We start from the raw sequence: 22,603 nt of genomic DNA, 5'->3' as shown, positions 1-22,603 counted from the left end.
TATGTAATCTGCTTACATTCATATAAGCAAAAAAGCCTTCGACGTCCCACAAGGACGGTAAGCGTTTATGCGAGAAATATAAGGATATTTGAACAGGAAAAAGCTCATCCCCGCATAACGGTCATGAGCTTCCCTATCAAACTATTTAATGTAAATGCTGCTGCGAAATATCATGAAGTGCTTCGCCAGCCTCGTCCGCAAAAATGTTGCGCACCGCTAAGTCACCGATGGATACAACACCAATCAGCTTCTGACCACTGGTCACAGCCAATCTGCGAATTTGCCAGTTCGACATGAGTTCTGCAGCCTCATCTACAGAAGTATTCTCTGAGACGGTCTGAATTTCACTACTCATTACCTTTTCCACAGAAGTTGATCCAGGGTGCTTTGCTGCATACCCTCTAATCACTAGATCACGATCTGTAATTACTCCGAGCAGAGTCTTATTTTCTTCATTATCGATGACCGGTATAAATCCAGTGTCATGATCTCTCATTTTAACAGCGACTTCATACACGTTATCCTGTAACGTGACTGCTGCAGGTTCCTTCGTCATAACCTCTTTCACTGTCTTCAAGGATGTCCCCTCCTAATCATGATCTCCATGTTATGGAATAGGTTCTCCTCTATGAAAAGAAATTATACGATTATCTTCTCTTGCAGACAGGAATTTGCCATAGCAATTAGTAATTTCATCCCATGTAGCATAGCATCCTCGTCGAAATCAAATTTGCTATGATGATGCGGATAGACTGCATCTTTATCTGGATTCCCAGCACCTACGAACATAAAGCAGCCAGGAATCTCTTTTACATAGTAGGCAAAATCTTCAGCTGGCATCAGCTTTTCCATCCGAATCACTTGAACGGCTTCTCCTAGTGCTTCTGGTGCTACCTCAGTAAAACGTTGATATTCCCCTTCGTGATTTACGAGTGGCGGATATCCCATAACATAATCTATCTTAGCCTCCGCACCGTATGCACCAGCTATTGAAACTGTCATTTCTTCGATCCTGCTGCGAATCAGATAACGGGTCTCCTCGTCGAACGCTCGCACGGTCCCTGTAATCCGGCAATGCTCAGCAATGACATTCTGGGCGAATCCCCCTTGAATGGTCCCTACACTCAGAACAGCGGGCTCCAGCGGGTTCACAGAGCGGCTTACGATGCTCTGAAGCTGAGTTACAAGTGCCGCCCCGGCCACAATGCTGTCAATCGTGCGATTCGGCATACCACCGTGTCCGCCCTTGCCGATGATATCAATGAAAAATTCATCAGCAGATGCCATAAGAGGGCCAGGCGCACTCCCCACGGTTCCCATTGCAAGCGGAGTCCACAAATGCAAACCATACACTGCATCCGCGCCTTCCAGCATGCCTTCGGCAATCATCCCCTGCGCACCACCTGGGCATACCTCCTCTGCTGGCTGAAAAAGAAAACGCAGCTCCCCTTCTATCTCATCAAGGCGGCTGCTATAGTAAGAGGCTACACCCAGCAGTATTGAAGTGTGTCCATCATGCCCACAGGCATGCATAACCCCCTCATTTTGCGAAACGTAATCCTTCTTATTTTCCTCTTTAATAGGAAGTGCATCCATATCCGCGCGAAGGACCACCGTTTTCCCCGGCCGATGTCCTCGTAATATACCTGTTACTCCATACCCAGACGTGCTTCTTCTAACTTCAATACCGAATTCTGCTAACTTGTCTGCTATAAATGATGACGTTTCCTTTTCATGAAAAGACAACTCCGGATGACGGTGTAAATGGCGTCTCCATTCCACGATCTCCGGCATGAGCGAATCTACCGCTAAGCTCTTCATACATTCTCCATCCCTTCTTCTTAAACCCGCATCAATAGCATGCGACAGCAGTCCTGTTCACTTTGTTCCTGCCGCACACGGCTATAATTCTTTTATTGTAGCAGAAACGCAAAAAACTGGGTATCGTTAGGAGGTACCAACTCTTGCACAACGTTTAGAAACATACTATCATGAGGTAGAACATCAGCAAACGGATCATGAATTCATCATTATACTTCATAAGGGGGATATGCGTGCTATGATTTTTGAGAACACGGGCCTCGTAGGATTGAAGAGTGATCTTCTCTATCTGGACGAGAGTGCGACAAAGGCTGGCTTCATTCGCTGGCAATGGGAATACTATCGTGCCACTTACGACTGCAAAATTGAAGACCCACAGGATGGTGGCGAATACTTTCTACGCATCAACACTCGCGCTGTCGAGGGGAAGCTGGAGAAAGCTGATGCCGTACTTGCAATTGAAGCCGTATACTTAGGGAAAGCAACCTTCCCCCATGGCCTGGAGTATGACTCCCCGGTGCCTAAACCAGTATTGGACACTGCTGCTACTCGGATTCTCGAATTAAAGCAGCTGTTGGAGGCTTGAGTAACAGAAAGGGAAAGACGAAACAAAATGTCAGCCTGCCCAAAAGAGGAACACCCGATTTCCAACTACTTATCTTAACACTACTACTTGTGGGTTTCGGTCTAGTCATGGTCTTCAGTGCTAGCTCCAGTTTGACCTTAGCGAGCTCGAAGTTCGGTAATGACCCTCTATATTTCATGAAACGCCAAATGATTTGGATCGTACTTGGAATCGTTGTTATGTTTACATCCATGAATATTCACTACAGTAAATTCAAGAAGTGGTATGTACCTATCTTCATCATCACCATAATCCTACTGCTAATTGTAGCCTTCTCCGAAAGAATCAATGGCGCCAAGAGCTGGTTAAGTATCGGGAAGCTAGGGATCCAACCTACCGAACTGGCCAAAATATCGATTATCCTGTATCTCTCTGCACTGATTACCAAAAAAGGTGAACGGTTTAGAGATTTCCGTACAGGATATATCCCTGTAATGGTCATTGTAGGTATAGTTGCCGGTCTTATTATGATGCAGCCAGATCTGGGCTCTTGCCTTATTCTTGTGGCTACCAGTGGACTTGTCATTTATGCAGGCGGTGCCAGCATGAAGCATATCCTAGGCTCTATCGCACTCTTGGTGCTAGGGGTAGGGATTGTTTTGGGAGCTAAAGCAGCAATTGATTCCCTTTCCCCCGCATCCGACAAAGTAGCCGCCAATCAGGACTACAAAAAAGGTCGTATTCAAGCTTTCTTAGATCCCTATCAGGATGCTGAAGGTGAAGGGTATAATATTATTCAGTCTTTGACCGCTCTCGGACAAGGTGGAGTCAGTGGCTCTGGATTTGGCAAAAGCATTCAAAAGCTGGATTATCTTAAATACCCGTATACGGACTTTATTTTCCCCGTGATCGGTGAAGAATTCGGCTTTGTAGGAACGGCATTATTTCTGATGTTATACCTGTATTTTATCTGGCGAGGTATTTTAATCGCATTAAGGTGTAAGGATCCCTTTGGCACACTAGTGGGCATTGGTATTATGGGCCTCATTGCCATTCAGGCCTTTGTCAATATTGGTGGTGTAACAAAGACGATTCCGCTTACCGGAGTAACTTTGCCATTTATCAGCTATGGCGGCTCTTCACTTCTTGTGAGTATGCTGTCCATGGGAATTATGCTGAGCATTTCAAGAGAAACCAATCTTCCAGCTAAAGAGGAAGTTACGAAATCTGTAACTACAGTTAGAAAAGTTCGTTCCCGGTAAGATTCATAAATCCAGATCTACTAGAATATATAAAAAAGCAGTCCAAGATAAATATCTTGGGCTGCTTTTTTGGTGTACAAGCTCTTTTACATTAAGCGATTTCATCGTTCTTAAAGGCTACGCCTTCAACTTTGACATTCACTTCAACAATATGAAGTCCAGTCATGCTCTCCACAGCTTCGCGTACGTTCTGTTGAAGCATCCGGCACACTTCATGTATCGGTGTTTCATAGAGAACTATAATACGCAGGTCTACTGCTGCTTCTAGCTGTCCCACTTCAACGGTAACGCCCTTTTGGACGTTCTTACCACTTAAACGTTTCGCCCAGCCTTCTGATAGGCCACCTGACATGGCTGCAATTCCTGGAGTCTCCAAGGCAGCCAATCCGGCAATTTTCGAGACGACGTCATTTGAAATTCGTATATTTCCCATTTCCAATTGAAGTTGTTCTGCCATGCCATATCCCCCCTTAACTCATTATCAATTATTGTAATTCCTAAACAGGCTAAAAAGCAAATCAGTTTCTCGCTTTCTCGTTTACACTTAGGAATAATTTGGGTATATTGATTATGAATTGATCCTGAATACATAGATTGGAGTGTACTTTACATTGAAAAAATGGATTTCACCAGCCTTGCTGGCAATCACCTTTATCCTTAGTGCTATCGGCCATTATGCAGATTGGGACCACACGCTTCAGTTCGTTCTCTCTGCAGTCGCTGTTGTGTTTGTAGCTGGATTTCTGGGCCGCGCCACAGAAAGTGTAGCTCATTATGCTGGACAGCGGTTAGGCGGCTTCCTAAACGCTACCTTCGGAAATGCCGCAGAGCTAATCATTGCCTTTTTCCTAGTGAAGGAAGGACTGTTCGACATGGTGAAAGCCAGTCTTACCGGTTCCATTATCGGCAACCTGCTGCTTGTCCTAGGTTTAAGTATTTTCGCCGGTGGGATGAAGTTCAAAGTGCAGAACTTTAACGTAACCCTTGCCGGTATGAACGGTTCCCTTATGATCGTAGCGGTGATCGCCTTATTTGTTCCGGCTATGTTCTTCAATACCCATTCCATAACTGAAAAAGATACAGACGTGCTAAGTTTAATCGTTGCTGGGCTGCTCATCGCCTCGTACATGGCTTGGCTAGTCTTCTCTATGATTACGCATAAGAAACATCTAGAGGACGTTACAGAAGCCGACAAGGATGAAATGGCTCATGAGCATGCGCCTAAGTGGTCCAGAAACAGATCCATCCTTTATCTACTTCTTGCTACTGTGATGGTAGCCTTTGTGAGTGAGTGGCTGGTAGGGACGCTAGAAACACTAACTGAGCGCTTTGGATTTAGTGAACTGTTTGTAGGCGCCTTCCTCGTGGCAATCATCGGTAATGCCGCAGAACATAGTGCAGCCATTATGCTAGCCATGAAGAACAAAATCGGGGCGGCAGTAGAAATAGCCGTCGGGAGCAGTCTTCAAATTGCACTATTCGTAGCGCCTGTACTTATCTTCGCCAGTTATTTCATGGGTGATACTATGGACATTGTTTTTACAACGATCGAAATCGTCGCCATTGGTGTCGCCGTCTTTATTGCCAAATCAATCACTCAGGATGGTTCGACCAACTGGTATGAGGGTCTATTACTGTTAACGGTCTATCTAATTCTCGGAGTCTCCTTTTATCTAGTATAAATACTTCCCTATTCATTCTATAATTCTCAAAAAAAACGCACATGAGTGACGATCTGTCCTCATGTGCGTTTCTATGAATACTATAAATCAAAACTTATTCTTCTTTTGCTTTGTTATTCAATGCCTCATAGAGTACTGCTAAATTCCGCTCCAGCTTACTCAGCACCATTTTACCGGTAATCTCTGGCACCAAACCTGCTCTAACCGCAAAATCGACCTCTCTTGAGAAACCGTACATTTGGGTATCGAGCACTTCCTCATAGAGAGGGCAGTAGCGTGTTGCCAGATTTTCCATCTGCACTTCAATAAGTTGCTGAATTTTATCGGCATCTTCTTGTAGAAGATTGATCGCTTTAAGATTAAACTGTTCCTGTAATTCCGACGAAGTCATGCCTCTTCCCCCCCATGTCCAAAAGTTAAGCTGCTTTTACTATTTTACTTAATATTAGTCGAAATCGGATATCAATACAACAATTCTGTTTATACTAACCATTTATTTGAAAGAAGCAGCTATGTTGTTTATATGGGATGGCGTTAATTCCTCATCTATTTCTAGAAAAAACGCCCCACCGTAAATCGGTAGGACGTCTTTACATACAACTATTACTCAGCTACAACTGTAAAGTTCAAACCGTGTTTAGCAAAAACTTCACTCATTGCCTTCTTAGCTTCTTCTGCATCTGTTCCGTGAACATGAAGCTCGTAGCTTTGGCTTGATACCAAAGTCGTGAACAAACCAAGGATACTCTTAACATCAATGTACTTGTTGTCCGCTTGAAGAACGATTGAAGAGTTGAACTGACCTGCCGTTTGAGCAATATCAACGATTGCCGCATTGTTACTGGACATAGAAATCCCTCCGCAACTTGATTATGAAACATAAGTCATTTGTAATCATTTCTTATGATACCTTGAATCCGCTTACTTGTGCAAGGTGTTTTCTTACTTTTACAGCTTATTTCAAGTTTTCAGGATTCAGACCTTCCAGTTCTGGTAACACGAAGATTCCATCCTTACGGATCAATACATCATCAAAATAAATTTCTCCGCCGCCATAGTCTGGACGTTGGATTAATACAAGATCCCAGTGAATCGAGGAACGATTTCCGTTATCTGTAACATCATATGCTTGTCCTGGTGTAAAGTGCAGGCTGCCTGCAATTTTCTCATCGAACAGAATGTCATTCATTGGGTGCAAAATGTACGGATTAAAGCCTATGGCAAATTCGCCGATGTGACGTGCGCCGTCATCTGAATTCAGAATTTCATTCAAGCGAGCAGAGTCGTTGCTTGTCGCTTCAACAATTTTGCCGTTCTCGAATTTGAATTTGATATTTTCGAAAGTCACTCCGTTATATACAGATGGTGCATTATAGCTGATCGTTCCATTTACAGAATCACGAACGGGGGCGCTGTAAACCTCACCATCCGGAATATTTTTTTGACCAGAGCATTTCTCTGCACCGATTCCTTTAATAGAGAACTTAAGATCTGTTCCTGGACCCGAAATATGTACCTTATCTGTTCTGCGCATGAGATCAGCCAATGCATCCTGAGCCTTGTCCATTTTGGCGTAATCCAAATTACACACTTCGAAATAAAAGTCCTCAAATGCTTCTGTACTAATATTTGCAAGCTGAGCCATACTCGCATTGGGATAACGTAATACTACCCACTTCGTATGCTTCACGCGTTGTTCACTATGCACTGGATGGGAATACAAAGAATTATACAATTTCATATTTTCTTCTGGAACATCGGACAGGTCATTTACATTCTCACCTGCACGGATGCCGATATAACAATCCATTTGCTTCATCCGGTTCAAGTCAATTTCAGCCCATGTCTGAAGACTCTCACGCGTTGCATATTTAAGCATGCTGCGTAGGACTGTACGATCTGTCAACTGTACAAAAGCATGACCGCCGGCCTTGCCGATTTCCTCAACAACAGCTTTAATTAAATCTCTTTCGTTGCCAATCATTTCTACAAGCACGTTCTCGCCTGGCTGAACATCTACGGAATAACCTACAAGATTTGCCGCCAGCTTTTGAATTCTGGGATCTTTCATTGTGTACTCTTCCTTCCTCTGTCTGAAAAATAAGCATGCTGTTCTATTGTAGCACGCCCTTTATGGAGCGCAAGACCTGCATAACAATGTAAAGATTAACGGTAACCTGTGAAATCCACCTTAGAAACATAAGTTTCATTTTCAGATTTATTCATCATTTCACCCGAATAGCTTACTTTTCGATTCAAGGTAAGTCTTCTAGGCAGGTTATGTTTCTTATCAACCGTTAGGTGGTAGACCGTTTCTATATTAGCCTCTTTCAGCTTTTGCTGTAATTCATTATTTTTCTTCTGCCACAGCTTATCCAAAGCCTTCGCTACTGCCTGATCAGCCTCTGTGTTGTTCTCAGCCGATTCGGGAACTTTAGGTCGAAGGTTCTGCATTTCTTTCTCCAATTCAGCAGACAGCTGCTTTCTAGCCTCCGAAGGCGTCAATTCGATACGCAGCACACTTGTCCCTCTGCCAGCCCCAGCCTCTTCAGTTACGTTCTTCTCCATGGACTCAAGCTCCTCGAGTTGTTTCAGCGGATTAAGCGCAGGTAAAGGATTTCCCACCTCCGAGGTATTTTCGGTAGTCTGAAGTTCCCATCTGCCCTCTTTTTTCTCTAGCTGACTGTAGTAAGGTTTCAGTGCATAGGTGCTAGTGCTATTCTTTAAATCTTTAGCGCCACCAGCAGCTTTTTTTTGGATCGTGGATTTATCTGGAAGAAGGGTGTACAGCTTTACCTTTTTATGGTCCTCCACTGTGCCTCCGTAGAACAATAAGGATTCAGGAACCGTTGTTCCCCCTCGTGTCAGCATATTCGCCCCTTCAAAAACAACCTCATCACTTCCCGCCATCCCTGCCAACGCCAAGCTTAAATCTTCCTTCGCAGGTTTATCTCTTATGACGCTACAGCCGCTACATAACAGGCAATACAGTGTCAGAACTACAGGGACTACTCCCTTAAGTAATAATAGCTTTCTCACGGACCTCAGGCCTTTCTAGGAGTATTTTACTTAAGTACAACCCACGTATAGGGTTCTCCCTTCCTGCAAGCCTTATACCGCAATTAGAGCCAGAATAAATGTGCATCACTTTATTCTTTTTTATATAAAAAAAAAAGAACCCCTGAGGCAAGCCTCAAGGGTTCTTCGCATGGTTAACATTTTCTTTCGTATCAAAGACTACTTGGTTACGACCATTATGCTTGGCTTTATACAGTGCCATATCCGCTCGATAAAACAATGACTCGACGCTTACTCGATCGTCCATCCAGCTCCATTCCGCTATTCCGCAGGATACCGTTACACTAGGTTCAGTTTCTTCCATAACGCGTTTGCGTATACGCTCAGCTACATAACCCGCCTGCTGCATCCCCATTAACGGTAAATAAACGGAGAGCTCCTCCCCACCCCATCTTGCGGCAATATCGCCTTGACGGATGGAGGTTTTCACAATATCACTAACCTCTTTTAGAATCTTATCGCCTTTTTGATGACCGTAAGTATCATTTACAATCTTGAACTGGTCAATATCCACAACAATTAAACAGCCGCAAAAGTCCGTAGACTGTCTTTCTTTTATCTCTTCGTCCAAGTAATGACGAGCATAAAGTCCAGTTAGGCTATCTCTGTTCGCAAGACGTCTGACTTCAGCATGTAGCCTGGCATTGCCTACCGCTAAACCAATATGTCCCGCCATCGCCTGCAGCAACCTGTAATTGTCATATGAAAAATAATGTGCATCACGATGTGCCAACATGATCGCACCACGTATTTCACCACCCACACTAAGAGGAGTAGCAATCAGCGACTGCGAGCCGGTAGCATTCATAAGCCGGGAAGTTGTCTTAGGATTATCTATGTAATCAGACATAATCAGTGATTCTCCTGTGGAATATACCTTTCCTCCTAAGCCTGCCCCTACTTCTAAAATTTCGTTCTGCAAAGAGGGATGATTGCAGGCAATAACTTCCAGACCACCCTTTTCCTCATTCATATGTAAGATGCAGCAGTAATCCGCACCAAACATTTCAAGTAGCTCCTCAAACGCAAATTGAAAAATATCACCTAAACGCAAGCTTTGATTCAAACGCTGGGTAAGCTCATTACTCATGCGAAGCTCACGGATTAACTGATTGGAGCGCTCATAAAGCTTGGCATTCTCAAAAGCAGTCCCTGCCGTATCGGCTACCATTGTGAGAAACCGTAAATCAACGTCAGGGAAGATTGGATTATCCATCACCATATGGAATACCCCATAAACCCCCTGCTTACCACCTAACGGAAGCCCTATTTCTACATTTCGGTGATTTTCATCACTAGTGCGCAGTGCAACACGACCATCCTTGAACGCCCTGGCACAGACATCATCACTGGACATGTGGAAAGGTAAGGGTTTGACCTGCGGATTAGTGCTGCGATGATCTTGTGACATATACAGGTCGAGTCTGGCTCCAGGATACATCGCAGAGATGCTATCGATGACTTCCGAAAGTACAGCATCTACATCAATATTGTCATGCATCCGCTGGACAATCTGAAATAACAATGAACGACGATTGCTTTCACGTTCTGCATGAATATGGGTACTTGCAAGATCAGCTACAAATATATGTTCAAACTTATGATAAAAACAGGTGCGGTAATGCAGCGACATAGCTTCTGCAGTATCTCGTCCACCCATTTCATATTGTTGCGTAGGCATAGAACAGCCCAAAAATGCAAAAATTTCATTGTCGACGCGGGTGAATAGCGGTATGGTAAAAAAACTCATATCCTTACCTTCTACGGTTAACGGAACGGCAGAGATTGTTTCTGAAATCAAGCTAGAAGCCGCCGCCTGTTCCCACTGTTGCCTCCATAGTTCTTGTTGATCCATACTATTGTTTAAATATTTACCTTCAAAATTCAGCACACACCATTCCCATGATCTGGAGAATGGAAGGACGTCGAGCCCACCAAACCATTCATTGAAACTGTCAGCAATCAGATTTGCTAGATAAGGGAAGTCATGCGTTACTATTTCCGTTTCCCTAAGCCAAGCGGTGGGATCTTCGGAATCTCTACTAGCTTGTATGTTGTCCTGTAACAGCATACGGCTGTCTTTATGGACGTATGCTTTCTGCTCTGACATAACGAAGATCCCCTTTGCATCTTGATTAAGAAAACTATCTTCCCTACTAACAACTAATTAACTATATTTTACTCCCTTTCTTTGTGCATTGCATTATATTTTCATCATTTCCGGGACTTTTTTTTAGGACCAAAGAACTATCGACAAAGATTGACAAAAACTCTTTTAATAAGCGCTTGACTTTATATACTGTATTCATATAATATTTATTGTTGAACAAGACTGTAACAAGTCTTACTTGGGCGTAACGTTGTGTCACCCTCACGCATTTCGTTACTGCCAGGGCAGCGGCTGAACTTCCCTGGCAGTGTGGAAGCCATTAATGCTAATCACGGATACGAAATGCGGCGCAAATAGGCCCTACCCTGAAATTTCAATTATAAAGGAGTCTACTATAACATGGCACGTTACACCGGACCTAAATTCAAACTCAGCCGCCGTCTGGGAATTTCCCTTAGCGGTACAGGAAAAGATTTGAAACGCCCTTTTCCACCAGGACAACACGGAGCTAACCAACGCAGAAAAGTAAGTAACTACGGAATGCAGCTTTTGGAAAAACAAAAACTGCGTCACATGTATGGTTTGGGAGAGAAACAATTCAAAACTCTCTTCACTAAAGCACAAAAGCTTCCAGGTCTTGCGGGCGAAAACTTCATGTTCTTGCTTGAAAGCCGCTTGGACAACCTAGTTTACCGTCTTGGATTTGCTAACTCCCGTGCTGGTGCACGTCAGTTGGTATCCCACGGACACGTAACTGTTAACGGCAAAAAAGTCGACATCGCTTCTTACCGTGTAAGCTTGGGCGACGTTATCGGTCTTCGCGAAAGAAGCCAAAGCATGGCTTCCATCAAAGAAGCTCTTGCTAACCGTTCCCACCTTCCAGCTTACCTGGAATATGCTGAAGGATCTTTCGAAGGTAAATATATTCGTTTGCCAGAACGTTCCGAGCTTTCCCAGGATATCGATGAGAAACAAATCGTCGAGTTCTACAACCGTTAATATCTCGCTTTTAGCGAGTATGACCAAAGCCTCCGGATTTATCCGGAGGCTTTTTGTTATTCTAATAGGTAATGAACACTGCGACTGCATCCAAAATCGCCAATTTGTGCTATAATAATTCCGTTAAAAGGAGGAATTATCGTCGATGGTTCAAGAGAACAAGAAAAAAAACGTAAAGAAGCCTTCACCCCGCAGATCCGGGCTCAGCAGGTTTGGTTCTGTAGTTAAGTGGATGTTTATTCTTGGCATAATAGGCATTCTGTTCGCCGGCGGTGCTGTAGCAGGATATGTCACTTCCATTGTGAAAGATGATCCTGTTCGCTCCGAGGAAATGATTCAACAGCAAGTCAGTCAAAATGCTATCACCGGATTCGCATACTTCCGTGATGGTGCCCCAATCGGCCAGCTTCGTACAGAAGAAGACCGAAGGCTCATTGAATACAACGATATCCCCCAGCTTATTATTGATGCAGTTCTAGCTATAGAGGACAATAATTTTAATGAGCATAATGGTGTGGATTTCAAAGGCACCTTACGTGCTGTCAAACAAAAGTTATTAAACGAATCCGTACAGACCGGGGGCAGTACACTTACTCAACAGCTTGCAAGACGTGTATTCCTGAATCTGGATCGGACAGAAGATCGTAAAGTAAAAGAAATACTGCTCTCACTTAGACTGGAGCGCTTCTTGACCAAGCAAGAGATATTAACGGCTTATCTGAACAAGGTTCCGTTCGGTAATGGCTCGAATGGCTACAACGTATTTGGGATTAAAGCTGCATCCAAAGGTATATTCGGTCTGGATGATCTGGACAAGTTGAATATTGCCCAAGCGGCGTATTTGGCCGGTCTTCCACAGCTTCCATCCACTTATTCAGCATTCAATGGCGTTGGAGAATTCAACGCAAAGGCGTTCAATAGAGCTATGGATCGTCAACAACTTGTACTTCGTCGCATGCTAGAGGAGAATAAGATCACTACTTCCCAATATGATGAAGCACTCAAATTTGATATTAAAAGTTCCCTCGCTCCTCATACTAAAAAAGCCTATGCTACATATCCATACCTGATGATGGAAACGGAGCGTAAAGCAGCTGAGATTATTCTATCTCTAAATGAAGAGAAAAACAGTACAACGGATACTGCTAGCTCTAGTGATAATGCCGTGCTTCTTGAGGAAGCAAGACAACAGTTAATGACTGGTGGTTACAGAGTCTACACCACGATTGATAAGAAAGTATACAGTGCAATGCACAGTATCTCCGAAGATAGTAGTAATTTCACCAAGGACAGCAAAACAAAAGGCATCGAACAGACGGCTGGCATATTGATCGACAACAAGACCGGAGCCATTCTCGGTATGATTGAGGGCCGCGATTTTAATATCGAGCAAATGAACTACGCAACCCAAATGGTCCGGCAACCTGGTTCAACGATGAAGCCGATTTCAGCTTACCTACCTGCCTTGGACGCTGGACTGATTCAACCTGCTGGGATCTTGGATGATGCTCCAATCATTTTGAAGGATCGCGGAACAAGCTTCCATATCCCTAAAAATGCTAACAATCGCTATCAGGGCTTAGTTACGGCTCGTTATGCGCTTAACAAATCACTCAACCTGCCGGCGCTTAAACTGTTTAACGAGAAGGTCGGAATAGAGGATGCTTGGGCCTTTACTAAAAAGCTAGGGATTACTACCCTCACCGAAGATGATTACAGAGCGCAGACTGGGGTTATAGGTGGTCTTCGATACGGTACATCCGTTGAAGAATTAACGAATGCCTATTCCGCCATTGGCAATCAGGGAGCATTTAATGATGCTTACATGATCGAGAAGATTGTGGATTCGGAAGGCAAGATCGTATATCAGCACAAGGTTAACCCTGAACAAGTATTCTCTGCACAAACTGCTTATCTAATGACCGATATGCTCCGTACGGTAATCACAGAAGGTACTGCAAGTACAGTAAGAAGAGATTATAAACACTTTAAAGACGTACCGATTGTAGGTAAGACTGGTTCCACTCAGAACTATGGAGATGTCTGGTTCATGGGCTACACCCCTGATGTCACACTTGGCATGTGGGTTGGTTATAAGGAACAAATCAATACCCTTACAGGAGATACACAAAAACGACAAGCACAGACCTTATGGGCTAAAGTCATGAATGCTGTTATCGATAAGCAGCCGGACATATTTGTAACAGACAAATTCACACAACCTGAGGGAATTGTCAAAAAGACAGTTTCCGCATACAGCGGTAAACTGCCAACGGATCTAACTGACAAATTCACAACGGATCTTTTCAATGCGAAATATGTACCTACAGAGAGTGACGACGGTATTTCCAAAGCTAAGTACATTACTTACAATGGTGTCAATTATATCCCGCTCGAAGGTACACCGGAGGATTTTCTGAAGGAAAAAATCGTAGTTAAACGGGAAAAACCGATCCAGGAATTAGTTAAGGAGCTCTTGGCAGCCTTCCCTAAGATGAAGGAGCATAAATCGCTGGAGTATTATATGCCAGCCGATGCTAAGACAGATTTCCCTACTGAAGTCGATCCACGCGTGGACGATGGTTCCGCCCCTTCTGCTCCTGGAAATGTTAGTGTCTCATACAGCACTGGAAAAGCTGTGATCAGCTTCTCCCCAAGCGGCTCTCCTGATGTAGTAGGATACCGCTTATACCGTTCTTTAAACGGCGGGTCTTTCCAGAAGCAAGCTGTAATTACGGCTGACGAGAGTAAGGTGTTCTCGCCAGGAACACCTGCGAGTGCCAATGCAACATTCTATGTTAGCGCTGTTGATGTCGCAGGTAATGAGACAGCCTCTGGTAGCGTTGCTGGAGGCACTACACCAACACCGGAAGCAACACCATCTCCGGATCAGCAACCGGAAACAACGCCTCCTACAGACACTGAAGGCACACCAGGAGAGGATATCGAGATTCCAGGAACTATTCTACCTACGCCTACATCAGCGCCATCTGGCGAAGGTAACAGTAGCGGGAACAGTAATAGTGGTACAGCCGGCAATACGTCTGGAAACCATTAACAAGTAGTAAACAAAATAACTACACACAGCAAAACACCGTTCCCTTGAATTCATAAGGGAACGGTGTTTTTTATACTCCAATCTAGTCCTCTATCGTTGATAAATCGCCAGTCGGGAGATGAAGCTCCCAAGCCTTTAATACACGCCGCATGATTTTACCCGATCGAGTCTTAGGAAGTTTATCCTTAAATTCGATCTCTCTCGGTGCAGCATGAGCAGACAATCCAGCTTTAACAAATGCTGCGATCTCCTCTTTCAGAGCAGCAGTAGGAGTGTAACCTTCTCTCAGCGAGATGAAAGCCTTAATAATTTCTCCTCGCACCAGGTCCGGTTTACCAATTACACCCGCTTCTGCTACAGCTGGATGCTCTACCAATTTACTCTCCACTTCAAAGGGGCCAATACGCTCGCCAGAAGAATTGATAACGTCATCAATTCGTCCTTGGAACCAGAAATACCCATCATCATCCATATAAGCGGAATCTCCAGAAATGTACCAACCAGGAATACGGAAATATTCCTCATACTTCGTCGGATTGTTCCAGATCGAATTCATCATAGATGGCCAAGGAGTCCGTATCGCAAGATTCCCCATAGAGAACGGTGGGAGAACATTGCCCCGGTCATCTAGAATTGCTGCTTCAACTCCCGGTATCGGTCGACCCATAGAGCCAGGCTTGATATCCATTCCAGGATAATTGCAGATCAGTTGTGCCCCCGTCTCTGTCATCCACCAAGTATCATGAATGCGCTGATTGTAAAATTTGTCTCCCCACCGTACCACTTCAGGATTTAACGGTTCCCCAACAGACAGTACATGGCGCAGACTGCTCAAATCAATGCCCTGTATTGAACTCTCCCCTGCACCCATCAACATACGAAATGCTGTTGGGGCACTGTACCAAACACTAACTTTATTTCGTTCAATCGTCTTATACCAATCCTGAGGGCTAAAACGCCCCCCTCTCACGACATTCGTTACTCCATTTAACCATGGAGAAAATATTCCGTAAGATGTTCCAGTCACCCAGCCCGGATCTGCTGTACACCAGTAAATATCATTTGGACGTAGATCCAGCACCACTCTACCTGTATAATAATGTTGAATCATTGCTCTTTGCACATGATAAACGCCTTTAGGTTTTCCCGTAGAACCAGATGTATAATGCATGATAAGGCCATCGTCCAGGTCAAGCCATTCCAATTCAAGGTCAGAAGATGCGTTAGCCATCTCCTCCGTGAAACCTAAGTTACCTTGCTCGATATCAGTGGTACCGCCTACTAGAAAAATATGACGCAAATTCGGGAGCTCATCTCGCTTTACACGATGAAGTAGTTCAGGTGTAGTAACCAAAGCAACGGCACCGCTATCTTCCAGCCGGTCCTTAACTGCTGTCTCCATAAAGGCTTCGAACAGAGGTCCTGCTATTGCCCCAATCTTCAAAATGCCTAGTAAACTAAAATATAGTTCCGGTTGGCGAGGCATAAAAATAAATACCCGATCTCCTTTACCGATGCCATATTTACGCAACACATTTCCGAACCGATTCGAACGTTCCTGCAGATCGGCAAATGTGTAGGATTCTTCCCGCACAGCATCACTGTAGAGCAGGGCCGTTGCCGCTCCCCGTCCTTCTTGAACGTGGCGATCCACTGCTTCATGTGCCATATTTACTTTGCCAGTGTCATACCATGAGAAGTTACGTTCAACATCCTCCCACTTAAAATTGGCTACTGCCTCGGTGTAATCAGACATATTGGAGCTCTGCACACGGCCTGGCAAAATTTCGCTATGGACTTGACCCATCACTCTTGCCTCCCTCACTCGTTTGATTTAAGCTTTAAGGGTAAGACTCTTCTCTTAGATAATGATGTCAATGCAATGAATGTGAATTTTTTATGTCTGAATTAGTATAACATAGCAAACGTTTACATTCCATATTTTATCACCTGAAAGGAGCACGGCTATGGAACATCGTAAAATCCCTGTTTCCCATACGCTTTCATATAAAGGTAGAACAATTACAGTAAGTGGCCCCCGATCTCCAGAGGACCTAGAAGTCCTCCATATGCATCATGATCTTGATGCCTTCCGCAAGCCGATAGAACAGCAAGAAGCTCTCATAGAGATTGCTAGCCTACCAGAAGGACGTATAATAACTGCTGTGGAGAATGGCACTATAGTAGGCTATGTAACCTTTCATTATCCGGATGAAATGGAACTATGGTCACAGGGTGGAATGATGGATCTAATTGAGCTTGGGGCTATAGAAGTGAGTAATGATTATAGAGGAGCCGGACTTGGCCGGCTGCTGATATCTACTGCTTTTGAGCGGGAGCAACTAGAGAATTGTATCATCTTTACAACGGAGTATTATTGGCATTGGGATTTAAAAGGAAGTGGGCTTGATGTTTGGGCTTATCGTCAAATGATGGAGCGGTTAATGAAAACTGTAAATATGGTTTGGTATGCTACGGATGATCCCGAAATCTGTTCACATCCAGCGAACTGCCTAATGGTTCGTATTGGACAAGAGGTACCTATGTCCTCACAGGAGACCTTCGACAGGGTACGCTTTAGGCAACGCTTCATGTACTAAACGAGTATTAGAGGTGCTGGAGCATAAATTCTAATATAGAATGTGAACGCTGTGAGGCTTCTACCGTGAATTCCTTAAAACTCACATTTGCTGATCCATCAGACTTATCAGACATCGAACGAATAATAACAAAGGGAGTGGCGTTCATCACACATACTTGTGCAACCGCCGCCCCTTCCATCTCCACGCACGCTCCGTCTAATTCCTCTCTTAGTTTGGCTACAATCTCCGCATTAGAAATGAATTGATCACCTGAAAGTACTTTGCCTACCAAGTACTTTTGGCCTAGCTCGCTACACGCCCTTTCAGCAAGGATTATCAATGCAGGGTCAGCCTGAAAGACGGAATTTTCTTGGTAAGGTATTTCACCTCTCGAAAAACCAAGTGGCGTAGCATCCATATCATGCTGGACGCAAGTAGACGATATAACAATATCACCAATATTCAATTCAGGATGCACAGCTCCAGCAACCCCAGTAAACAGCACTCGTGACACACCGAAGGTATCAATCAGAATTTGAGTCGTAACTGCTGCATTCACTTTACCTACCCCAGACTTACAGAGCACTACTGACTTTCCTAATATATTTCCTATGTAATATCGTACTCCTGCTTTGACCTTCGTTTCCCTATTCTCCATCCTTTCCAGCAGTAGCTTAATCTCTTCATCCATCGCACCAATTAATCCGATAATTTCACGCAAAACTGACGCCTCCTTCGATAATTTCCTCTGTAAAAAACATAAAAAGCTCCAAAAGGAGCTTTTTACGGAATACCTGTTTAGTTCTTAAATTTACTTATTCAGATGATTAACAGACAAGCGGAGAATCGTTTCATGAGGCAGGATAACCCGCGGATTCTCAACCGTCTCTTTCTTCATGAGTTTCGTCAAAAGTCTCATTGCTACTGCGCCTAGGTCATACATAGGCTGAGCTACTGTTGTCAACAATGGACGAACCATCGAAGCCATACGGATGTTGTCCACACTAATGATGGAGAAGTCATCCGGTACTTTCAGACCTTCATCTTGAATACTGTGAATTGCACCAATTGCCATTTCATCAGTTGCGGCAAAAATAGCGGTTGGCTTCTTCTTGAGTCCAAGGAAATACTTCATGGCTTCGACACCAGATTCATAGCGGTAATTACCGATACGAACTAAATCCTCTTGATACTCAATTCCAGCCTGTTCAAGGGCCTTCTTATAACCATGGAATCGCGCATATCCATTCGCAGGATCCTGCAATGTACCACTGATCATTGCGATTTCACGGTGGCCGTGACGAATCAGAGTATTCACTGCATCAAAAGCAGCGGTTTCATGATCGATGTCAACGGAAGGATAAGTTCCCTTCTCATCCCGTGTAGCACATAGGACAATCGGAACTGCAGAAGTCTGGAAAGCTTGGATATGTTCTTCAGTTACTGTACCACCCATGAAGAGCAGACCATCGACCTGTTTCTCCAAAAGGGTATTGATGACACGGATTTCCTTTTCTTTACGCTTATCCGCGTTACACAATATGATATTGTAATGATACATGTTCGCGATATCTTCAATCCCACGTGCAATTTCTGCAAATATCGAGTTTGAAATATCAGGGATGACAACCCCAACGGTTGTCGTTTTCTTACTGGCAAGTCCTCTCGCCACGGCATTGGGACGATATCCCAAACGTTCAATCGCTTCAAAAACTTTCTTCCGGGTCTGCGGTTTCACGTTAGGGTTATTGTTCACAACCCGTGATACCGTAGCCATAGATACGCCTGCTTCTCGAGCTACATCGTAAATGGTTACCGTCAAATTACTCTCTCCATTGCGATAAATTTTATCGTTCGACTAATTAAAAATATGATACGACACTTTGTACAATTGTGCAATGATAACGCTTCATTTTCCTTTCAAAATTTCTTTCAAGGCTGAAGACGTAACCCTTAATTACAATTTTTGACTAGTGTAGGTTTCCCTATTCACGAGCACAATAATGTAACTTCTATCTATCGTAACAAAAAGTGAGTGAAAAATCCAACATTCCGTGAAAGTTTTTCATTATTTTCACAGAATGTTTTAATAATTTGCGTTTTTAGTCGTTTGGAACGTCAATTGAGACAGTCTTCGACTAGTTTCTTCCATCCAATTCTGGTCAGTGAGCCCCTCAGCTAATCGGTATAAATCGAGCAATATATCCACTCTAGCCTGAATTGTCTCTCGGATAGCCAACTCTAATTCTTGAAATCCACCGACCATAACCTCTGTCAAAGATTCTTTTAGGACACTAGCTAATTCACTTCTTTCTGTAAACGAAAAATCTTTTCTTGGCACATTCATGTTCAGTTCTTTCACTAACCTTCCTAGATCTGCTTTAATAAACGACAAGGGTTCATAACTATTACATTTCGGACAAGTATAGACAGGGACATGTGTAATCTTCACTCTCGTATTAAAAATCAATGAATGCATATGTAAGTTCATGAGGCCACCACAGCTACACAACTTCTCCATTAAGTTATCTGTATACATCTTCTACACCTCTTGCAAGAAATGAATTAAGTACAAAGTATGACTTTTCAATTTCTATATTCGACTCCCCTCGATTAAAACCCTCCTTAATTGCATATAATGATTAAATTGGCAATTCGTCTATAATTTACAATCCTTCAGATGACTTCGTATTTTAAATTTGATAGAATATGAAGGATTATGTGATACGAAAGGAGCTTAACAAAATGAGACTAGCTGGCAAAAAGGTCATAGCACTCGTAGACGATGAATTTGAAGATTTGGAGCTCTGGTATCCTGTGTACCGAGTAAGAGAAGAAGGCGCTGAGGTTCACTTGGCAGGTTTGGAAAAAGATAAAACATACATCGGCAAATATGGTGTACCTGCAAAGGCAGAGTACTCCTGGGACGATTTAAACGCTGCTGATTATGATGGGATTTTGGTTCCAGGCGGCTGGGCTCCGGATAAAATCCGTAGATACAGTGCCGTACTAAAGCTTGTACAGGATTTCAATACTGCTAAAAAACCTATTGGGCAGATTTGCCACGCAGGTTGGGTATTAATCTCCGCTAAAATTCTGGAAGGTGTAACTGTCACCTCCACACCAGGCATCCGTGATGATATGGAGAATGCCGGAGCGATCTGGAAAGATGAAGCTGTGGTTACGGATGGACATATTATCTCCGCTCGGCGCCCGCCGGATCTTCCGCCGTATGGCAAAGCTTTTTGCGATGCACTTGCAGGGGAATAGGGTACTGTACAAATATATTGGTTAAAAATAAAACAAGCCCTGTTTCTCACTATTTGAGGAACAGGGCTTTTGATTTGATTCGCTCTACATCAGAGTTCATTACTTAATCCGAAGGGACGCTTTCTCCTTGAATAAGGTTGGATAAGAATTAAATTTGAAAGTCAAAGGTTGGGGTAGCTTTTCCTTCCCTACGTTAAAGAAAAAGGTTACTGTAGTTCCCCTGCTATCTTCATTAAACTCTTTATATCCTGAGTAGCCATCTTTAACCCATCCTAACCAATGCCCACTACCAGTGCTATCCACAAAATTATCGTCCAATGCAAAACCGCTATCAGCAAACGCCTCCATATCATCTTTAGGAATAAAGTAATCCAAAACCAGAAATCCCTGTTCTTCGTTCTCCATCCGCTTTGAAATCGTTAGATTGTTATCCGGTGCCTTTAGAATCTGCTGTGTTTCCGTGTCAATCACGAGCTCGACCTTTGATTGATCTAGAGCGGATATTCCTTCAACTTCTAGTTTGATTGGTTCAGTAGGTCTCATATTGTCATTGTTGAATATATAAGTTTTCAAGCCCCCTACTACTGAGGAAGTACCTCTTACCCGCATTAACTCCTCTTGATGCTCCCCTTTCCCGATAACCAGCTTAGGTGAAATTATATTAAAAATCCTCATTGTATTCTCTTTGTCAAAGGTTTCCCGCATGTAAATACCCGTAGGTCCAATATAGACATTATCCATTTTGATTTTCTGTCCACCAATAGACAGACCATCCTTCAGATCAACAATCTCTCCCTTAAAATAGTTGTTATCGTCTTCCAGCGGAATTTTAACACTTAGCTTTTTAATATCCATGCTCGACCTAGAAGGGTCCTTGGATTCTGGATATAGAGATAATGTAATATTCAACTCATCTGTCAGATCCTCTCGATATTTATCCCAGACGATTTGTTCTAACATGCGGGTCGTCCCAGGTGAACCTGCCTCTTGTGCATTAGAATTGCTAAACCCGCTATATCCGGTGAGGTCGTAATTATCCTCTGAATTTTTTTTCAAAGACAAGCCCATCAATTGCATCTTCTGATCTGTATTATTCTGGATTGTATAAAGCACAGCAATACCTCTATGATCTGCCATGATTCCGTTAACTGTCCATTGTATCCCATCAATCTCTGGAGAAGAGACATTTACCTCCTTCAGCATACCTGCATCAAGTGCTGATTTAATCGTCAGATTATCAGCAATAATGGGTCTAAACAATTCAAGCTGACCCCAGCTTTTTGGTGGTAACTGCGCACGAACAGGATTGGCCATCTGATGTGCCCAAGGTACAATAATTAATAAAGCGATAGCTAGGACTGCCAACGCAACAACAGCGTATCTTTTTCTAAAAGACAACCTTTTGTGGCTACCTTGCTGCATCCCCTTGCGAATCGCGGCGTCCAGCTTAACATCCGGTATTTCCTCAGCCTCAACATCGATTCTCTGAAAATAATCGTTAAGCAGCTTTTCTTCAGACTCAGCCATAAAATAGCTCCCCCTTCCGTTTCATTCTGTCACGCAGTTGTTTCAGACCTTTATTGAGCCAAGTCTTCACGGTACCCTCGGGTTTATCCAGAACCTCTGCAATTTCTGCAAGGGTCATATCCTTGTAATATTTGAGTACAAGCACCTGGCGATACTTCGGCTTTACCCCTTCCAATGCTTGTTCCATGTCCAATCTGCGATCGCTTTTCATCTCCATAATCCCTATATCACTTCGAGCAGCTTCTGTGACAGCGTTCCTCTTTCTGCGCTTCAACTCATCGTTACAGCAATTGATCAGAATACGTGTTAGCCATGGAGCAAATCTCTCGGAGTCTTTTAAGCTTTTACGGTTAATCCATGCGCGGCAGGTTGCCTCCTGTAGAACTTCCAACGAATCCGCTTCGTTTCGCAAATAGCTATAAGCAATGCTGTATAGCTTTCTTTTCTGTTCAGCTACCAGCTCATAAAATATGTCTTCATCCGTAGCGACTATTTCCATTTCGTCATTAATAATGTGTTCCATGCTCGTTCTGTCCTCCCCCCTTGCCTTTACGCATTAATCAATCCTGTGCAACTCTCTCTATGTATTGACTGTGCCAAAGCGCAAACGGTTTTGTTTTTTTATAAAATACAAAAGAAAAAGGCCCGG

At 43.5% G+C, this 22,603-nt stretch carries 21 protein-coding genes; 7 read left to right on the top strand and 14 right to left on the bottom strand.

The genetic code is table 11. From position 1 onward, the window contains the following. Window positions 1-145: 145 nt before the first annotated feature. Both QNH28_RS11910 and QNH28_RS11905 read right to left on the bottom strand, forming a co-directional pair. Entirely contained in the window at window positions 146-577 is a 432-nt protein-coding gene (locus QNH28_RS11910) for a CBS domain-containing protein (RefSeq protein WP_283911542.1), read from the bottom strand. Window positions 578-639: 62 nt separating this feature from the next. Continuing rightward, a complete protein-coding gene (locus tag QNH28_RS11905; protein ID WP_283911541.1) occupies window positions 640-1,821 on the bottom strand; it encodes a M20 family metallopeptidase in 1,182 nt (393 codons plus the stop codon). Between the two features lie 238 nt (window positions 1,822-2,059). Here QNH28_RS11905 and QNH28_RS11900 point away from each other — a divergent pair, with 238 nt between their 5' ends. Further along, the gene (locus tag QNH28_RS11900; protein WP_042187352.1) at window positions 2,060-2,407 is read left to right on the top strand and encodes a YugN family protein; all 348 of its coding nucleotides are present in this window, start codon (window positions 2,060-2,062) and stop codon (window positions 2,405-2,407) included. After that, a complete protein-coding gene (gene ftsW / locus QNH28_RS11895) occupies window positions 2,404-3,648 on the top strand; it encodes a putative lipid II flippase FtsW (RefSeq protein WP_283911540.1) in 1,245 nt (414 codons plus the stop codon). The genes QNH28_RS11900 and ftsW overlap by 4 nt, the downstream gene beginning before the upstream one ends. 91 nt (window positions 3,649-3,739) lie before the next feature. Here the strand turns inward: ftsW and QNH28_RS11890 are convergent, their stop codons facing one another. After that, window positions 3,740-4,105 (bottom strand): Asp23/Gls24 family envelope stress response protein, encoded by a 366-nt coding sequence (locus tag QNH28_RS11890; protein ID WP_042126837.1) that lies wholly within the window; start codon window positions 4,103-4,105, stop codon window positions 3,740-3,742. A gap of 154 nt (window positions 4,106-4,259) precedes the next feature. Here QNH28_RS11890 and cax point away from each other — a divergent pair, with 154 nt between their 5' ends. Next, complete coding sequence (gene cax / locus QNH28_RS11885; protein WP_283911539.1) at window positions 4,260-5,330, top strand: calcium/proton exchanger; 1,071 nt, start codon at window positions 4,260-4,262, stop codon at window positions 5,328-5,330. A 94-nt stretch (window positions 5,331-5,424) separates the two neighbouring features. On the opposite strand, the gene QNH28_RS11880 is transcribed toward cax, so the two are convergent. From QNH28_RS11880 to QNH28_RS11860, 5 genes are all read right to left on the bottom strand, one after another. Continuing rightward, entirely contained in the window at window positions 5,425-5,721 is a 297-nt protein-coding gene (locus QNH28_RS11880; RefSeq protein WP_042126833.1) for an Fpa/YlaN family protein, read from the bottom strand. Between the two features lie 212 nt (window positions 5,722-5,933). After that, window positions 5,934-6,179: an HPr family phosphocarrier protein gene (locus QNH28_RS11875; protein WP_042126831.1), complete on the bottom strand. Its 246-nt coding sequence runs from the start codon at window positions 6,177-6,179 to the stop codon at window positions 5,934-5,936. A gap of 106 nt (window positions 6,180-6,285) precedes the next feature. Continuing rightward, window positions 6,286-7,401: an aminopeptidase gene (locus QNH28_RS11870; RefSeq protein WP_076282932.1), complete on the bottom strand. Its 1,116-nt coding sequence runs from the start codon at window positions 7,399-7,401 to the stop codon at window positions 6,286-6,288. Between the two features lie 95 nt (window positions 7,402-7,496). Further along, window positions 7,497-8,369 carry a hypothetical protein gene (locus tag QNH28_RS11865; RefSeq protein WP_283911538.1) on the bottom strand — a complete coding sequence of 291 codons (873 nt, stop codon included), beginning with the start codon at window positions 8,367-8,369 and terminating at the stop codon, window positions 7,497-7,499. A 154-nt stretch (window positions 8,370-8,523) separates the two neighbouring features. Continuing rightward, window positions 8,524-10,518, bottom strand: coding sequence for a sensor domain-containing diguanylate cyclase (locus QNH28_RS11860; protein WP_283911537.1), 1,995 nt, complete (start codon window positions 10,516-10,518; stop codon window positions 8,524-8,526). A 399-nt stretch (window positions 10,519-10,917) separates the two neighbouring features. Between QNH28_RS11860 and rpsD the strand changes: the two genes are divergently transcribed. Then, the gene (rpsD, locus tag QNH28_RS11855) at window positions 10,918-11,517 is read left to right on the top strand and encodes a 30S ribosomal protein S4 (RefSeq protein ID WP_042126823.1); all 600 of its coding nucleotides are present in this window, start codon (window positions 10,918-10,920) and stop codon (window positions 11,515-11,517) included. A gap of 145 nt (window positions 11,518-11,662) precedes the next feature. Next, window positions 11,663-14,575, top strand: a complete 2,913-nt coding sequence (locus QNH28_RS11850; RefSeq protein ID WP_283911536.1) for a transglycosylase domain-containing protein — start codon at window positions 11,663-11,665, stop codon at window positions 14,573-14,575. Between the two features lie 82 nt (window positions 14,576-14,657). Here QNH28_RS11850 and acsA read toward each other — a convergent pair whose 3' ends face one another. Further along, window positions 14,658-16,382, bottom strand: a complete 1,725-nt coding sequence (gene acsA / locus QNH28_RS11845) for an acetate--CoA ligase (protein ID WP_283911535.1) — start codon at window positions 16,380-16,382, stop codon at window positions 14,658-14,660. 160 nt (window positions 16,383-16,542) lie between these two features. Here acsA and QNH28_RS11840 point away from each other — a divergent pair, with 160 nt between their 5' ends. Continuing rightward, complete coding sequence (locus QNH28_RS11840; RefSeq protein WP_283911534.1) at window positions 16,543-17,175, top strand: GNAT family N-acetyltransferase; 633 nt, start codon at window positions 16,543-16,545, stop codon at window positions 17,173-17,175. A 7-nt stretch (window positions 17,176-17,182) separates the two neighbouring features. Here the strand turns inward: QNH28_RS11840 and QNH28_RS11835 are convergent, their stop codons facing one another. The 3 genes from QNH28_RS11835 to QNH28_RS11825 all read right to left on the bottom strand — a co-directional run bounded on the left by QNH28_RS11835 (window position 17,183) and on the right by QNH28_RS11825 (window position 19,696). Further along, a complete protein-coding gene (locus QNH28_RS11835) occupies window positions 17,183-17,878 on the bottom strand; it encodes a 5'-methylthioadenosine/adenosylhomocysteine nucleosidase (RefSeq protein ID WP_283911533.1) in 696 nt (231 codons plus the stop codon). Between the two features lie 90 nt (window positions 17,879-17,968). Continuing rightward, on the bottom strand, window positions 17,969-18,979 hold the full coding sequence (gene ccpA, locus QNH28_RS11830) for a catabolite control protein A (RefSeq protein ID WP_042187330.1): 1,011 nt from the start codon (window positions 18,977-18,979) through the stop codon (window positions 17,969-17,971). 264 nt (window positions 18,980-19,243) lie between these two features. Then, window positions 19,244-19,696: a hypothetical protein gene (locus QNH28_RS11825; protein WP_283911532.1), complete on the bottom strand. Its 453-nt coding sequence runs from the start codon at window positions 19,694-19,696 to the stop codon at window positions 19,244-19,246. 206 nt (window positions 19,697-19,902) lie between these two features. Here QNH28_RS11825 and QNH28_RS11820 point away from each other — a divergent pair, with 206 nt between their 5' ends. Further along, on the top strand, window positions 19,903-20,427 hold the full coding sequence (locus QNH28_RS11820; RefSeq protein ID WP_283911531.1) for a type 1 glutamine amidotransferase domain-containing protein: 525 nt from the start codon (window positions 19,903-19,905) through the stop codon (window positions 20,425-20,427). A 99-nt stretch (window positions 20,428-20,526) separates the two neighbouring features. On the opposite strand, the gene QNH28_RS11815 is transcribed toward QNH28_RS11820, so the two are convergent. Both QNH28_RS11815 and QNH28_RS11810 read right to left on the bottom strand, forming a co-directional pair. Continuing rightward, the gene (locus QNH28_RS11815; protein ID WP_283911530.1) at window positions 20,527-21,954 is read right to left on the bottom strand and encodes a hypothetical protein; all 1,428 of its coding nucleotides are present in this window, start codon (window positions 21,952-21,954) and stop codon (window positions 20,527-20,529) included. Beyond that, window positions 21,947-22,477 (bottom strand): sigma-70 family RNA polymerase sigma factor, encoded by a 531-nt coding sequence (locus QNH28_RS11810; RefSeq protein ID WP_283911529.1) that lies wholly within the window; start codon window positions 22,475-22,477, stop codon window positions 21,947-21,949. Before QNH28_RS11810 ends, QNH28_RS11815 begins: the two co-directional genes overlap by 8 nt. Window positions 22,478-22,603: the final 126 nt, after the last annotated feature.

Source organism: Paenibacillus sp. G2S3 (assembly GCF_030123105.1).
GTDB lineage: Bacteria > Bacillota > Bacilli > Paenibacillales > Paenibacillaceae > Paenibacillus_AQ.
This window is presented reverse-complemented; position numbering and strand designations above follow the sequence as displayed.